The sequence below is a fragment of the Undibacterium sp. Ji50W genome (assembly GCF_049340445.1).
Classification (GTDB): domain Bacteria; phylum Pseudomonadota; class Gammaproteobacteria; order Burkholderiales; family Burkholderiaceae_D; genus Undibacterium.
This window is the reverse complement of record NZ_JBMPOX010000001.1, coordinates 921,036-937,426: the sequence shown is the minus strand read 5'-3', so window position 1 is coordinate 937,426 and position 16,391 is coordinate 921,036. Positions and strand designations below refer to the sequence as shown.

Annotated in this window: 12 protein-coding genes; 8 read left to right on the top strand and 4 right to left on the bottom strand. The window is 52.7% G+C overall.

From position 1 onward, the window contains the following. The first annotated feature begins 76 nt into the window (after nucleotides 1-76). From ACO0K9_RS03970 to ACO0K9_RS03935, 8 genes are all read left to right on the top strand, one after another. Nucleotides 77-982: a 23S rRNA (adenine(2030)-N(6))-methyltransferase RlmJ gene (locus tag ACO0K9_RS03970; protein WP_422981980.1), complete on the top strand. Its 906-nt coding sequence runs from the start codon at nucleotides 77-79 to the stop codon at nucleotides 980-982. A gap of 458 nt (nucleotides 983-1,440) precedes the next feature. Beyond that, nucleotides 1,441-3,093, top strand: a complete 1,653-nt coding sequence (locus ACO0K9_RS03965; RefSeq protein ID WP_422981978.1) for a 3-(methylthio)propionyl-CoA ligase — start codon at nucleotides 1,441-1,443, stop codon at nucleotides 3,091-3,093. Nucleotides 3,094-3,201: 108 nt separating this feature from the next. Then, entirely contained in the window at nucleotides 3,202-4,437 is a 1,236-nt protein-coding gene (locus ACO0K9_RS03960; RefSeq protein ID WP_422981976.1) for a branched-chain amino acid ABC transporter substrate-binding protein, read from the top strand. A 97-nt stretch (nucleotides 4,438-4,534) separates the two neighbouring features. Then, nucleotides 4,535-5,482, top strand: a complete 948-nt coding sequence (locus ACO0K9_RS03955; RefSeq protein ID WP_422981974.1) for a branched-chain amino acid ABC transporter permease — start codon at nucleotides 4,535-4,537, stop codon at nucleotides 5,480-5,482. A gap of 3 nt (nucleotides 5,483-5,485) precedes the next feature. Then, a complete protein-coding gene (locus ACO0K9_RS03950) occupies nucleotides 5,486-6,772 on the top strand; it encodes a branched-chain amino acid ABC transporter permease (protein WP_422981972.1) in 1,287 nt (428 codons plus the stop codon). Next, nucleotides 6,769-7,533: an ABC transporter ATP-binding protein gene (locus ACO0K9_RS03945; protein WP_422981970.1), complete on the top strand. Its 765-nt coding sequence runs from the start codon at nucleotides 6,769-6,771 to the stop codon at nucleotides 7,531-7,533. The genes ACO0K9_RS03950 and ACO0K9_RS03945 overlap by 4 nt, the downstream gene beginning before the upstream one ends. Continuing rightward, a complete protein-coding gene (locus ACO0K9_RS03940; protein ID WP_422981968.1) occupies nucleotides 7,530-8,240 on the top strand; it encodes an ABC transporter ATP-binding protein in 711 nt (236 codons plus the stop codon). Before ACO0K9_RS03945 ends, ACO0K9_RS03940 begins: the two co-directional genes overlap by 4 nt. Nucleotides 8,241-8,538: 298 nt before the next feature. Further along, nucleotides 8,539-10,617 (top strand): 3-hydroxyacyl-CoA dehydrogenase NAD-binding domain-containing protein, encoded by a 2,079-nt coding sequence (locus tag ACO0K9_RS03935; RefSeq protein ID WP_422981966.1) that lies wholly within the window; start codon nucleotides 8,539-8,541, stop codon nucleotides 10,615-10,617. A 130-nt stretch (nucleotides 10,618-10,747) separates the two neighbouring features. Here the strand turns inward: ACO0K9_RS03935 and ACO0K9_RS03930 are convergent, their stop codons facing one another. From ACO0K9_RS03930 to ACO0K9_RS03915, 4 genes are all read right to left on the bottom strand, one after another. After that, nucleotides 10,748-12,007: a CapA family protein gene (locus tag ACO0K9_RS03930; RefSeq protein ID WP_422981964.1), complete on the bottom strand. Its 1,260-nt coding sequence runs from the start codon at nucleotides 12,005-12,007 to the stop codon at nucleotides 10,748-10,750. A gap of 9 nt (nucleotides 12,008-12,016) precedes the next feature. Continuing rightward, complete coding sequence (locus ACO0K9_RS03925) at nucleotides 12,017-13,957, bottom strand: CocE/NonD family hydrolase (RefSeq protein ID WP_422981962.1); 1,941 nt, start codon at nucleotides 13,955-13,957, stop codon at nucleotides 12,017-12,019. 70 nt (nucleotides 13,958-14,027) lie between these two features. Beyond that, on the bottom strand, nucleotides 14,028-14,942 hold the full coding sequence (locus ACO0K9_RS03920) for a LysR substrate-binding domain-containing protein (RefSeq protein ID WP_422981960.1): 915 nt from the start codon (nucleotides 14,940-14,942) through the stop codon (nucleotides 14,028-14,030). A 5-nt stretch (nucleotides 14,943-14,947) separates the two neighbouring features. Then, entirely contained in the window at nucleotides 14,948-16,390 is a 1,443-nt protein-coding gene (locus tag ACO0K9_RS03915) for a YfcC family protein (protein ID WP_422981958.1), read from the bottom strand. Between the last annotated feature and the right edge of the window lies 1 nt (nucleotide 16,391).

Here is a 16,391-nt window from a genome sequence, read left to right as displayed (position 1 = left end):
AAGCTTCAGCTTGTTGTCATTTTGAAATGGCTGGCGATGCAAGTCATTATTTCTTATTTTTTAAAGGTTTTTCAATATGCTCAGCTATCGTCACGGCTTTCATGCTGGCAATCATGCCGATGTACTTAAACATTTTGTCCTGATCCAGTTGCTGGAATACATGGGACAAAAAGACACGGCCTATACGTATATCGACACCCATGCGGGGGCCGGCCTGTATTCCCTGGACAGCGGCTATGCCAGCAAGAATGCAGAATTTGAGACTGGTATCGCCCCCTTGTGGGACAGGAAAGACCTGCCCGAGGCGATGGCTTCCTACATGAAGCTGATCAAGGACCTGAACCCCAGCGGCAAGATGCGCTATTACCCGGGGTCGCCGTATTGCGCCAATACCATCATGCGCGAGCAGGATCGTTTGCGCCTGTTCGAATTGCACCCCAGCGAAATCAAGATACTCGCAGAAAATTTCCGCAAGCTTGATGCCCATGCTGCCGAGCAGGGCAGGCGTCCAACCGTGCGCGGCAAGCGTGTGATCATTTCTGCCGGTGACGGTTATGAAAGCATGAAGGCCTTGTTGCCACCACCGTCACGTCGCGGCCTGGTACTGATCGACCCGCCCTATGAAGTCAAGGATGACTACCGCCGCGTCAAGGTGTGCCTGGAAGATGCACTGAAGCGTTTTCCTACAGGTACGTTTGCCGTCTGGTATCCAGTATTGCAAAGACAGGAGTCACGCAGCCTGCCCGAAAAACTCAAACGCCTGCAGGCGAATAGCTGGCTCAACGTGACACTGTCCATCAGCGGTCCATCACCAGACGGTTTTGGCTTGCACAGCAGTGGCATGTTCATCCTCAATCCACCGTGGACCCTGGTTGCTACGCTCAAGGAAGTCATGCCCTACCTGGTCAGCGTACTGGGCAGGGATGGCAGCGCCAGCTTTGTGCTGGAATCCGCTGACGGACCAGTGTTAAGCAAGCGCTAAGAACCTGTTTACGATCTTACTGCGCGGGCGCAATCGTAGTCCACGCGGGGCTCATGCGCTGCTCAAAATGCTCATGGTCTTAAGTACATTCCGCTTTATGCGCGGCTCTTCACCCCGCTGACGCTCGCTCGCTACAGATCGTAACCACGTTCTAAAAGAAATAGATGCTAAATTAAGTACAGTGGAAGCGGGCAAAAAACGACAGGTGAAAGAGTAAAACTCGCTTTTGCGATACAAGTCCAAATTCATGATTGTTGCGATGCGGGAGATAGATTCTTCCGCATTTTTGTTATGGAGAGCGAGAAACCGGAAACTCATGGAGAGGCCTGGTTGTGCATTGCAAAAGAAATACTGATTGACGAATTAGTACGGTCGTACAAAAATCGGTAAAGAATAAAATTCAGCCTAACAGGTGATCAGCAAAGCAATCCATAACGTCGCATCTTTCAGGAGAACAAATGTCGTCTTACCCGATGAGCCCTTTGATGGGGCAAATGATGAGCAAGCCCATGCTTATTTCCAGCCTTATCGAGCATGCAGATCGTTATTTCGGAAAAAACGAAATCGTTTCCCGTCGCGTTGAAGGTGATATCCATCGCTATAACTACACCGAATGTCACAAGCGCGCCAAAAAACTGGCGAATGCGTTTGCCGGCATGGGTGTCAAGATGGGTGACCGTATTGCCACCCTGGCCTGGAATGGCTACCGCCACCTGGAAGCCTATTACGCCGTATCTGGCTCGGGTGCTGTCCTGCATACCATCAATCCACGCTTACATCCCGAACAGATTGCCTACATCGCCAATCACGCCGAAGACCAGTATCTGCTGTTCGACATGACTTTCTTGCCCATCGTGCAGGCTATCGCCGGCCATTGTCCCGGCATCAAGGGCTACATCATGATGTGTGACCGTGACAAACTGCCGGCGGACAGCAAAATACCTAATCTGATGGCGTATGAAGATGTCATCGACGCCAATAGCGATGATTTTACCTGGCCCATATTTGACGAAAATTCTGCTTCCAGCCTGTGCTATACCTCGGGCACCACGGGTAATCCAAAGGGGGCACTGTATTCACATCGTTCCACCATCCTGCATTCTTATGCTTCTTCATTGCCTGACGGCTTGAACGTCTCTGCGCGTGATTCCATCTTGCCGGTCGTGCCGATGTTCCATGTGAATGCCTGGGGGCTGCCCTATTCTGCGCCGCTGAATGGATCGAAACTGGTATTCCCCGGCCCGCATCTGGATGGCAAATCCCTGTATGAATTGTTTGAACAGGAAAAAGTGACGTTCTCGGCTGGTGTGCCAACGGTGTGGCTGGGTCTGCTGACTTACGTGGCACAAAACAAGCTGCAGTTTTCCAGTTTCAAGCGTACGGTGATCGGCGGTTCAGCCTGCCCGCCAGCGATGATGAAAACCCTGCGCCATACCTATGGTGTGGAAGTGGTTCATGCCTGGGGCATGACAGAAATGTCGCCATTGGGCACGGCAGGCACGCTGATGGCCAAGCATACAGATCTGGGCGAAGACGAAAAACAGTCCATACTGGAAAAACAGGGACACATATTGTACGGCGTTGACATGAAAATCGTGGACGACGCTGGCAAGGAATTGCCATGGGATGGTAAAACCTATGGCAATTTGCTGGTCAAGGGACAATGGATTATTGACCATTATTATAAAAACGAAGGTGGTGATGTACTTGAAGATGGCTGGTTCCCAACCGGTGACGTGGCAACCATAGATGGTGATGGCTACATGCAGATCACCGACCGCAGCAAGGACGTAATCAAGTCTGGCGGAGAATGGATAGGCACGATAGACCTGGAAAATGTGGCGGTATCACATCCGGCAATTTTGCAGGCAGCATGCATAGGTGTGTTCCATCCCAAATGGGATGAACGTCCATTGTTGTTGGCAGTGAAAAAGCCGGGAGCGGAAGTCAGCAAGGAAGAGTTATTGCAATATTTTGATGGCAAGGTCGCAAAATGGTGGTTGCCGGATGATGTGGTATTTATTGACAGCCTGCCTTTGGGCGCGACCGGCAAAATTTTGAAAAATAAACTCAGGGAGCAATTCAAGGAATATAAACTACCAACTGCATAGGAAGTGGCAGGCTGTACGTGGTTCTTTGAACCCTGTTGCGGTCTGTGAAGTAGCGATAAAACGAAAAAAATCTAGATTCCAAACTACGAGAATACCGGAGAGAGACAAATGAAATTTCCTTTACGTGCAAGCCTTGCAGCAGTTGCTTTAACCTTCGTCGTACCAGCGGTCATGGCAGATACCATCAAGATCGCCTATATCGATCCACTGTCAGGTGCGTTTGCACCAGTAGGGCAAAATATCCTTAATTCTTACCAACTCATTGTGGATAAAGCGAATGCAGAGAAATGGGCTGGTGAGCATAAATTTGAAGTGGTCGGTTTCGATAACAAAGGCAGCACCCAGGAATCCCTGAACGTGCTGAAAACCATCATTGACAAAGGTTTTCGCTATATTACGCAGGGTAATGGTTCCGGCGTAGGCCTGGCACTGATAGATGCGGTTAATAAACACAATGAACGTAATCCAGGCAAGGAAATTGTCTACCTTAACCATGCTGCGGTCGACCCGGACATGACCAACAGCAAATGCAGTTTCTGGCATTTCCGTTTCGATTCCAATTCGGACATGAAGATGGAAGCCTTGACCACCTTCATGGCGGCTGACAAGAACATTAAAAAAGTCTATATCATCGGCCAAAACTATTCCTTTGGTCAGCAGGTAACACGTGCCGCCAAAGAATACCTGGCGCGCAAGCGTCCGGACATACAAATCGTTGGTGATGATTTGCACCCTATCGGCCAGGTCAAGGATTTCTCTCCCTATGTAGCGAAAATCAAGGCGTCTGGTGCTGACACGATCATTACCGGGAACTGGGGTGCCGATCTGGCCCTGTTGATCAAATCAGCTAAAGATGCTGACCTCAAAGCCAATTTCTATACTTACTATGCGGCGACGACCGGCGTGCCAACTGCCATGGGTGCCGCTGGCATAGATCACGTGAAATACGTGGCGTACTGGAATGCGAATAATGAAACTTTCTCTGGCAAGGATATCGTTGAAAGCTTCAAGACCAAGTACAAGGATGATTACTACGCGATTGCAACCTATTCGGTGATCTCGGCGATGTCTCAGGCGGTCAAACAGGCAAAGACCATTGACCCTGTGAAAGTGGCCTTTGCCCTGGAAGGCCTGAATTTCAAGAGCTTGAATGGCGACGACGTGATGCGCAAGCTGGATCACCAGATCCAGCAGCCGCTGTATATTGCTACCTGGGTCAAAACCAATGGCAAGGATGTCAAGTTTGATCAGGAAAATACCGGCATGGGTTGGAAAACCAATCAGAAGATCGATTCTTTTGTTGCGTCTCAACCATCTTCTTGCCAAATGAAACGACCTGGCTAAGTAACGCAAAAAAAGAGAGTCACTTGTAGAGTGCACTCTCTTTTTTTTCCTATAAATAGTACGATCGTTCAAGAATTTTCTGAAAAGGATCTTTGCTGTGGAATTCACACTGATCACTTTGTTGAATGGCGTCAGTTACGGCCTGCTGTTGTTTATGCTGTCGTCCGGTCTGACGCTGATATTCAGCATGATGGGCGTACTTAATTTCGCCCATGCCAGCTTCTATATGCTGGGAGCCTATTTTGCCTATGCCATCAGTGTCAAAATCGGTTTCTGGCCTGCCTTGATTCTCGCACCACTGGTGGTGGGTTTTATAGGGGCCATGGTGGAGCGTTATGGCCTGCGTTCAGTACATAAATACGGTCACATCCCGGAACTGTTGTTCACCTTCGGTTTGTCGTATGTGATTGTGGAACTGGTGCAACTGATCTGGGGGCGCTCAACCGTGCCGTATCCTATTCCGGCGGCGCTGGATGGGCCTTTGTTCACGCTGTATACCACGACCTTTCCCATGTATCGCGGGTTCATGATGCTGGTGGCCTTATTGATGCTGGTATCGATTTACCTGTTGCTGACCCGTACCCGCATTGGTCTGGTGATACAGGCAGCACTGACCCATCCGGATACGGTAGAAGCACTGGGGCACAATGTGCCACGGGTTTTCATGCTGGTATTTGGTGGTGGTTGTGCCTTGGCAGGGCTGGCCGGTGTGGTGGGTGGCAATGCCTTTGTCACTGAGCCAGGCATGGCGTCCACGCTGGGCAGCATCATTTTTGTGGTAGTGGTCGTTGGTGGTATGGGCTCGCTGGCAGGTGCTTTCGTGGCTTCCTTGCTGATCGGGGTCTTGCAAACCTTTGCCGTGGCACTGGATTACTCGTTTGTGTCGCTGTTTGCCAAGTTTGGCATGTTGATCACTAGCAGCGCGCCGGGCTATTCACTGCTGAGCCTGACCATCGCGCAGGTCGCGCCCATATTGCCCTATCTGTTATTGGTACTCATCCTGATTTTCAGGCCCAGAGGTTTACTCGGTACGCGTGAAGGATAAAAGATGAGCAAACCTTTAGTATTCAAACCCATCAATATTGCCCGCTGGCTGATCTGGAGCAGCTTCGCAATCCTGCTGGTTATTGCCCCTCTGGTTTTCAGCACGGGTGGCTCACTGTCGTTGTTGTCCCAGATCGGCACGCTGATGATATTTGGCCTGTCGTTCAATATGTTACTGGGACAGGGTGGCATGCTGTCTTTTGGCCATGCCGTATATTCCGGACTGGGTGCTTTTTTTGCCATTCACGCCATGAATCGGGTCGCGGCTGGCAGCATGGTATTTCCCATTACCCTGATACCTTTGATCGGTGGTATTGCCGGCATGTGCTTTGGCATCCTGTTTGGCTATGTTACGACCAAAAAGTCAGGGACCACGTTTTCCATGATTACCCTGGGTATGGTGGAGCTGGTGTTTGCCTGCTCGTTGATGTTCCCTAGTTTCTTTGGTGGTGAAGGCGGTATTTCCACCAACAGGGTGATTGGTCAGTCATTCATGGGCATCACTTATGGACCGCAAATCCAGGTGTATTACCTGATTGCTTTCTGGTTGTTTATCAGCACCATCGGCATGTATGCGTTTACCCAAACGCCATTGGGGCGCATGGTGAATGCGGTACGTGATAATCCTGAGCGGGTGGAGTTTGTAGGCTATGACACCCAGTGGGTACGGTATCTGACCTTGATTTTATCTGCATTTTTTGCCGGTATTGCGGGTGGATTGTCAGCGATTAATTTCGAGATTGTCACTGCCGAAAATGTCAGTGCTGTGCGTTCCGGTGCCGTGTTGCTGTTCACCTTCATCGGCGGTGTAGGCTTCTTCTTCGGCCCCATGATCGGTGCGGTGCTGGGTGTGTTCCTGACGGTCATGCTGTCTGACCTGACCAAGGCATGGCAGTTGTACCTGGGTGTGTTTTTCATCCTGATCGTGATGTATGCCCCTGGCGGTGTCGCCAGCCTGATCATGATGAATCTGCGGGTGGCCAAGTTTGGCATGTTCAAACGGGTCTGGCCTGCCATGTGGAAACTGGTACTGGCCGCTGCATTCACTGCCTTTGGTGTGGTGATCGGGGTGGAAATGTTGTATCAGCGCACGCTGGAAGCTACCCAAAGCTCTGTCATTAACCTGTTTGGCGTAACCGTGGATACGGCCAGCCACACGGCATGGCTGATCACCGTCGCCATCATTGCAGTGGGTATTTTTGCCTGCATCAGACTTAAAGGAGGCTTTAGTCATCACTGGGGCGACGTGAATACGGAGATTGAAGAACAGATGCGGAGGGCGCAAGCATGAGTGGCTTTTCGCTGGAATTAAAAGAGGTACGCAAGTCTTTTGGCAGTGCAGAAATTATTCGTGGTGCCACATTACAAGTACCAAAAGGCGAGCGTTTTGCCATCATTGGTCCTAATGGTGCGGGTAAGTCCACGTTGTTCAACCTGATTTCAGGCCGTTTCCCGATTACCTCGGGCGATATACTGCTGAACGGCGAAAGCATCAGCGGACTGAAACCCTATGAAATCAACCGTCGTGGCTTGTCACGCAGCTTTCAGATCACCAATATCTTTCATCGGCTGTCGGTGTATGAAAACCTGCGTTGTGCCGTACTGTGGTCGCTTGGGTATAAATATTCTTTCTGGCACCGACTGGGCGGCTTGAAAGATGCGCACGAAAGAGCAGAAGCAGTGCTGGAGCAAATCGGCCTGAAACGTAGGCGCAATATCACCGCTGGCCTGCTGACCTATGCTGAACAGCGGGCATTGGAAATCGGCATCACCATTGCCGGTGGCGCCGACGCCATTTTGCTGGACGAACCAACCGCCGGTATGAGCCGCTCTGAATCGGATGCCGCAGTGGAATTGATACGCAAGGTCACCGTCGGCAAAACACTGTTGATGGTCGAACATGACATGAGTGTTGTGTTTGGCCTGGCCGATAAAATCGCCGTGGTGGTATATGGTGAAATCATTGCCTGCGACACACCAGCCAATATCCGCAATAATCAAAAAGTCAAAGATGCCTATTTAGGTGGGCATGCACCGGCGGAGGTTGAATGAGCCTGCTAACGATAAAAAATCTGAATGCCTTTTACGGCAAGAGCCATGTCCTGCATGGAGTGGACATGCACGTCAACCCCGGTGAGATCGTCAGCTTGCTGGGGCGCAACGGGGTAGGGCGTTCGACCACGGTAAAAGCGACCATGGGCCAGGTGGATGCAACGGGTTCCATCCTATTCAAGGGGGAAGAGATCATCGGTTTGAAAGCCTTCCAGATTGCCCATCGTGGTCTGGGTTATGTGCCGGAAAACAGAGATATTTTTCCAACTTTGACGGTGGAACAAAACCTGATGCTGGGTGAGAAATCCGGTCGCGACAAAAACAGCAAACCACGCTGGAGCATGGAAGACATGTACCAGATGTTCCCACGTCTGCGCGAGCGCAGAAACACCCAGGCCGGCGTCATGTCTGGTGGCGAGCAGCAAATGCTGACACTGTGCCGCACCTTGATGGGGGACCCGGACCTGATCATGATCGATGAACCGACCGAGGGTCTGGCACCAAAGATCGTGGAGCTGGTGGCTGAATATCTGAAGGAATTGAAAAATCGCGGCATCTCAGTCTTGCTGGTAGAGCAAAAACTGGCGATTGCCCTTGAAATTTCACAGCGGGTGTATGTAATGGGACATGGCAGTATCGTATTTGAAGGCAGCCCGGCGGATTTGCGGGCGAATGAAAACATACGCAAGGAGTGGCTGGAGGTGTAGACCCCAGGTTGAAGGACAGGCTGTTGTCCGCATCGCCCAGGGATGCCAGGTTCGGTCATGTCTGGACGATGCGGATGCCTGCGTTCCAGGTCAACTTGCCCTGGTCACTTCAAACTTGCCAGGCGTATTATTGGATAGCTATCAAAAAATTTTAGATTAAAATAATACGATCGTTCTATTTTGAGGTATAGTAAGGACAGCATCGCTTTTATATCCTGCTTTACAGATACCAGACAGTTAACCAGCCATGAAGCCAGGCCAAGGGCATCCAAACCGCATTTCTAATATAGGAAGAGACATGAGCGCAGAATACCAAGTGAACGGCAATATTGCCGTCATTACCCTGAATAATCCCCCCGTGAATGGTCTCGGTCATTCCACCCGTACAGCCATCGTTAACGGGATGAAACAGGCCCTGAATGATGATGCCATCAAGGCGATTGTGATTACCGGTGCCGGCAAGGCGTTTTCTGGCGGTGCGGATATCAAGGAATTCAATTCCCCGAAAGCATCTGCTGAACCTAGCCTGCATACTGTCATTAATGTGGTCGAAGGTTCCACCAAACCTGTGGTTGCGGCCATCCACACTGTTTGTATGGGCGGTGGTCTGGAACTGGCACTGGGTTGTAATTACCGTGTTGCCGCCAAAGGTGCGCAGATTGCCTTGCCTGAAGTTAAACTGGGCATTTTGCCAGGTGCCGGTGGTACACAGCGCCTGCCACGCGTACTGGGTTTGGAAATGGCTTTGAACATGATCGTTTCTGGCACACCGGTACCATCAGAAAAACTGGCGAAAACAGCCATTTTCAACGAAGTGGTGGAAGCCGACGTACTGACTGCGGCCCTGGCTTTTGCAGCCAAAGTGGCTGACGTGCGCCCCTTGCCCCGCGTGCGTGATATCAAGATCGACTATCCCAACTACGAAGCTTATTTACAGTTCGCCCGCAATACCGTGCGCGCCATGGCAGGGCCTTTCCCCGCACCTTTGAAATGCGTGGAAGCCGTAGCTGCAGCTGTTACCAGAAAATTTGATGATGGCATCAAGTTTGAGCGTGAATTGTTCATCGACCTGGTACAGACTACAGAATCCAAGGCCTTGCGCCACGCCTTCTTTGGCGAACGTGCCGCCAGCAAATTACCTGATGTACCGGAAGATACGCCGACACGTCCGATTAAATCGGTTGCTGTGATTGGTGCCGGCACCATGGGTGGCGGCATTGCAATGAATTTTGCGAATGCTGGCATACCGGTACAAATCCTGGAAATGAAACAGGAAGCGCTGGAAAAAGGTTTGGCCACCATTCGTAAAAATTATGAAAACACCCTGAAGAAGGGCAAGCTGACGCAAGAGAAGTTTGAACAGCGCGTAGGCCTGATCACTGGCACGCTGGCGTATGAAGACATTGCACAGGCAGATATCGTGATTGAAGCCGTGTTCGAAGACATGGGCGTCAAAGAACAGGTCTTCAAAAAACTGGACGAAGTCATGAAGCCCGGTGCCATTCTGGCATCGAATACCTCTACGCTGGATGTCGACAAGATTGCCGACTTTACCAAGCGCCCTGAAGATGTGATCGGTACCCATTTCTTCAGCCCGGCCAATGTCATGAAGTTGCTGGAAATCGTGCGCGGCAAGAAAACCGCCAAAGATGTGCTGGCAACGGTATTGGGCCTGTCCAAGAAAATCAAGAAAACTGGTGTGGTATCCGGCGTTTGCGATGGCTTCATCGGCAACCGCATGATAGAACAATACAGCCGTCAGGCCGGCTTCTTGCTGGAAGAGGGTTGCACCCCGGAGCAGGTCGACAAGGCGGTCGAAAAACTCGGTTTTGCCATGGGGCCGTTCCGTATGGGTGATCTGGCCGGTAATGATATCGGTTGGTATATCCGCAAGCGTCGTTACGTGGAAAAACCACAGATCACTTATTCCAAGACAGCTGATCTGTTATGTGAAATGGGACGTTACGGTCAAAAGACCGGCGCCGGCTGGTATGACTACAAACCGGGCGACCGCAAAGCCTATCCTTCTGCTGTCGTGAATGACATGATCATCAAGCATTCTGCTGATCTGGGTGTGGAGCGTCGCAAGATTTCTGACCAGGAAATCGTCGAACGCCTGATCTTCTCGCTGGTGAATGAAGCGGCGTATATCCTGGAAGAAGGTATTGCGACCAGGGCATCGGATATCGACATGGTCTACCTGACCGGTTACGGCTTCCCTCTGCATACCGGCGGCCCTATGTTCTACGCTGACACAGTGGGCTTGACGAATGTGGTCATGTCCATGGAAAAATATGCCAAAGGTCGTCACGGCGACGCCTGGAAACCAGCGCCCTTGCTGGCCAAACTGGCGGCAGAAGGCAAAACCTTTAACTAGATGGTCCGGGGATAAGTTAATTGAGATAAGTTAAAACAATAAGGAGTTAGTCATACCGTGAGCGGTTGATCTGTCCATGAACATGGAATGGTCAGCCGCTTTTTTATTGCGTGCTGTATTGGCGACGAAATTAGTTGGCTATGTGGATACGTCCCACGATGGCTGCCGGATTGTGGTCGTCGATGTCGATGCGGGTAGCAAATTTTTCGCTCAGCGATTGCAATGTGGCGAGGATTTTTCTGGCCTGGGCATTGTTCGCCAGTGCCGGCAGGCCGCGCGTTTGCATGAACACTGGTTCGGCACCATGTTCATTGAGGACAACAGGTGTCAGTTTGATGGACTTGATGGCTTGTGGATTGAGGTCATCATATTCCAGTTCAGCCATTACCGACTCCCATACTTCTGACTGATAAAAATTGAGTTTCCTGGTCTGGAAAAAGAAATTGCCCAAGCCGTAGAAAATCGGTTTTCCCTGGTAAATTTCTATGCCCTGCAAACGTGGTTCACCGTGCGCAAAATACACGTCGGCACCGTGCTCTATGCAGCGATGCGCAAAGTCTATACGCCATTGCTCGATGCCACCGGCCGTGTTGACCTGTTTCTGGTTCCAGTGGTGGTTGTGGTGGTAGGCAATCACCATTGCCTGCTGTTTGCGTGCTTCGGCAAGGCTGTGCTCTATGCGCTGCAGGTCATCGCTATTGACGGTGTTGGCGGTATCGTCAGCGACGGACAGGGTATTTACGCCCACGGCCGTTTTCTTTGCCTGCAGTTTTACCTTGTCGGTGGCAAAGGCAAGCAAGGCAACTGAGGTAAGCTGCTGACCCGGCAACTTGCTGGACTTCATGGAATTAATGGACTTAACCGGCAAATAGCGCGCTGCGCTGGCGGCAGCTTCATCACCTACACCTGCCAGGGGAATTTTTAAATCCTGAAACAGGGTGATCAGCGAGGTGATGCCTGCCAGGCCATTGTCACTGACATGGTTGTTGGCAGCGGCGAACATCACCTGATTGGGGGCGAAGCGGATTTTCTGTGTAATCAGATCGACGATGCTGTCACTGTCCACTTCATGAAAGAAGTCGCTGTCCTTGTCGCGTCCGGGTTCTGTTACCCGCTCTGCGCCGATTTTTAGTGCTGATTCCAGTTCCAGGATCACGGTGTCGCTGCTGCGCAGTACAGCAAATACCTGGTCCAGTTGATGCCTGATCTGTTGCAATTCCACATTATTGGCAAACTCAGGCGCGTCATAGGTGGCCAGCTTGTGTTGTAGCATCACCTGGCCAGTCAACAAGACATGTTTGCTATCTGCCTGCGCCGGGCTGACCTGGCAGATCAGGCCCAGCACCAGTGTAGAAAGGGCGGACCGGGCGAAGTGCGTAGGCTGTTTCATAAATCGTCTTTATGCGGGAATGATGGGCAGCACGACATGCGAAGGCCGTTCGTTGCCGCAAAATACCACATTATGAGCAACTTTTACCGGTCCGCTGACACCTTCTGCGGCACCGGTATTGGGATTGCAGTCGAACTTGGGAAAATTGCTGCTCGAAATATCTATACGTATTTTATGCCCTACCTTGAAGACATTACTGACAGGGAAAGCATCAACCGTGACCTGATAGGCGGTGCCGGGCATCATCATTTCAGGTTGTTCCCATGAGTCGCGGTAGCGGGCGCGCCGTATGCCATCGGTGAGTATCATTTCATAACCATCCGGGTAGTCCGCATTGGGTGGATAGACGTCGATCAGCTTGACCGTGAAATCGGTATCTACGCAATCTGAACTTATCCATAAGACTGCACTGACAGCGCCGGTGATTTCAACATCTGCGCTCAGTGGTGCCGACTGAAATACCAGTATGTCGTCACGTTCCCTGAGTGGCGCACTGGAGCCATTGCAAAAGAAGATACCGGGGCCAGAACGCTGGTCATAGGCACCACCTGCCATCAATGGCTCGCCCGAGGTGACGGCACCACCTATGGTTGGCACCGGCTGTTGCGGATCGTAATCATAGGCCAGTTGCGCCTGCGTTTGTGCTTGTTGTGGCATGCTGGCTGACAAGCTGCCATCCTGATGCAGGTAATAGGCAGTTTGATGCGCTCGTTGCAGCGGCCATTCGGATTCAACACGCCAGTTGCCACCGTGCTCCATGCGTCCCTCTGCATTTTTGCGACCACTGCCGCCACCCATCACGAAGATGCACACCTTGGGCATGACATCGTCACTGTCTGACAGCTTATTTTTCAGATAGCGCTCGAACCATTGCAGGCGCAGGCTCAGGAAATCTGGTGCCAGGTTATTGTCCAGCGTTGCGGCAGGGCCAAAGTCGACGTCGCCAGCATAAGTCTGCGAGCGGTTGCCGTGCGTCCAGGGGCCGAGGATCAGGCAGGCTGGCCCTTTGCCGGCTGCTATCAGACCGGCGTAATTGGTGCAGGCAGTGCGCGAATACGGGTCATACCAGGATGACATGTGGACCGTGGCTGCCGCTGGGAACTGCGCATAATACCCTTCTGCATACAGACCAGGCTGGCGCCAGTAGTCATCAAAGCGGCCGCGCTGCCACTGGTCGAACAGATAATCTTCATACTCGGGTGCCAGACTGAGCGGCGATGCACCGGGCTGCCATTGCGCAATGCGATGAAACCATGCTTCGATATCCAATGAGGCCAGTGCCTCATATTTTTCTTTGTCGCCAAGTATGCCTGGGCTTTCCATCGCCCGCTTGATGGCCCAGGTGACCTGTTTCAGCTCGAATGCGCCACCCTGGCGTATGCCACCCTGGTAAGCGTTGGAAAAACCGCCAGAATCGAGGAACATGGCGACCACGCCAGGCGCATTCATACTGCCCAGCGCTGCCTGGGTGTGCGCGGCATACGACAGGCCCTTGGTGCCTATACGCCCATTCGACCACGGCTGGGCGACTATCCAGGCGCAGGTGTCGTAGCCATCTTCGCCATCGCTGGTGTACTTGACGAATACCCCTTCTGATTCGTAACGCCCGCGGCAATCCTGGTAGACCACGGCATAGCCATGGCGCACGAAGAATGCGGCGATGGTCGCACGGTCCATGGCTTGCTGCTCTGTCAGCGTACGTTCGCTGCGACTGGGTTGCGTCTTGCCGTAGGGTGTGCGTTCCAGTATGACCGGAAAGCCTTGTGTCTGGCCGGTGGTTTCAGGCAGATAGATATCGGTCGCCAACTGGATGCCGTCACGCATGCTCACCATGACACTGCGCATCACGGTAATTGCGTCAGATGCCATCGAGGCAGAGGTAGGGCTGACAACCGGCACCACATCAGCGACGGTATGGTCGGCTGCGGTATGGGTGGTTCTGAATAACATAGATACTTTCAAATATTTGGTTCTGTTCGAGTACAGCAAAGCCACGGAAATCAAGGAAAATGCTTGTGCATCACAGTTCCGGCAAATTCTTGTTGGCAAAGTAACGCTTGGTCTCTTTCAGGAATTCTGTAGCCAGACGGCTGGGTGTCGACAGGGATGAGGTGACGAACGCATATTCATTGCTCAGTGTCGGTTCGAAGCGGCGCATGACCAGGCCTGGCCGCATGTAAAACGCGGCCAGCAGGCGATTGACCAGCGCCACACCCAGCCCACGTGCGGCAAAGGCACAGGCCGAACTGACCGTATGTGTTTCGATGCGGGCATCTGGCTGTACACCCGCGCGCGAAAACGTGGCATCAATGGTGGCGCGTGAATTTTGTCCATAGCCTAGCAAGATCAGCGGTTCACCACGTAACAGCTTGGGTGTCAAGCTGCGGTGACGGGCCAGCGGATTGTCTGCCTGCAATACACATACTGTTTCATTGGCGCAGACCGGGTCTTCGTGCAAGTCATCACGATTGACCGGCACGATCAGGAAACCGCCATCAACTGTGCGGGTAGCGATCATCGATTTCGCTACTTCACGGCTGTGCGAATCTACCGAAATGCGTACGCGAGGGAAGCGGGCGCTGAATGCGGCGACGATATCAGGCAAGATGCCTTCGCAAAAGCTCGGTGGTGCCACCAGTTTCAAGTGCCCGATACGGAAACCGGAAATGTCGCTGACCAGGCTCTGGATGCGCTGGAAGCCATTCAGCGACAATGACACTTCTTCGTACAGCAACAGCCCGTCCTGCGTTGGCACCAGCCGGCCATGATCACGATGGAATAATTCGAAACCGATCAATGCTTCCAGCTGAGCCAGTTGACGGCTGACGGCCGGCTGCGACATACCTATGCGGGTGGCAGCGGCAGTCACCGAACCGGTACGGACAATCTCGTAAAACGCCCGCAGGGCTTTTAGATTGAGCAAGTCTTCTTTCATGGCGATCAGTAGTGCAATACCACGGCCAGCATGGTGGCGACTGCGGCAATCACAGTGAACACCCCGAACAGCGGCAAGATCAGACGGAACCAGCGACCGTAAGGAATACCACCGGCCGCCAGGAATGCCAGCAGCATGCCCGAAGTCGGCGAGAACATGTTGACCAGGCCATTCCCGAGGATGAAGGCCAGCACGGTAGTTTGCCCGCTGACACCCACGCTTTCACCGATAGGACCCAGGATGGGAATGCTGAGTGCGGCCTTGGCCGAGGTAGACGGTATCAACAGCGTCAAGACCATTTCCAGCCCCATGATGATAGGCGCGACCAGTATCGGTGACAGATGTTCAACCTGGGCGGAAGCATAGGCGATGATGGTGTCCAGGATGCGGCCTTCACGCAGCACAATCTCGACACCCCGCGCCATGCCCAGCAGCAGCGCCGCCAGCGTCATCGAATTCATGCCTTCGACAAAGGCATGAGCACCGACCCGGGCACTCATGCGATAGGCCAGCCCAATGCACAGTGCAGTCACCATGTACAGCGTGGCAAACTGCGAATCACGCCAGCCCAGCGCGGTTGATCCATACACCAGTATTGCCAGTGCAATGCAGACAATCACGATCACCAGGAAGTGTGGTTTGGACAAGGGCTTGCTTTCAAACACGGCAGCCTTGGCCGGGCGCGGTTCCATGCGTAGTACAAACAAGATAGCCAGCGTCAGGAAGATTGCCCACAGCGTCAAACGCACCAGTGCACCGCTGAATACCGGCACGCCAACGATGGGCTGGGCAATCAGCAAAGCCAGCGGATTTGACACCGATGCCAGGTAACCGACCTTGGCAGCCAGGGTTAGCAGGGTAAAGCCATATAGCCGGCTCATGCCCAGGCGCTCGGCAATTGCAATCACCACCGGGATGAAGATCAGGTATTCGGTGATCATGCCCAGGAAGGTACTGCCAGCCGATAAAATCACCATCACCACCGGCGTCAGTACCACCACCTGACCCCCAGTCAAACCCAGCAGCCGCTCGATACCGGCGTCGAAGGCACCGGTGGCGCGAAACACCCCCAGCAGGCCACCCAGCAGCAGGATCATGAAGATCAGGTTGGCCGACTTCACCAGACCCGCCGGTACCGAGGTAAAGATGGCGCTCGGTGACAACGGTGCTGCCTCATTCTTGCTTTGAGGCTGCTGGATCAGTGCCGCAGCGCTGAGGGTTTTGGGTATGCCGTGATAGCTGCCTGGTACCACGGGCGATACCTCGGTCGTACCGCTGCGCTGGTACTCGCCGGACGGCAAGATCCAGGTCAGCAGTACGCCTATGGCCAGCGCGATGAACATCATCATGACCGGTTCCAGCGCCCAGCGCCGTTTGACGATGTTGTCCGTCGCGGGCTGGTCGGCATCTGCCTTGCTTGGCTTGTCTATCATGTTGGACATAGTCATT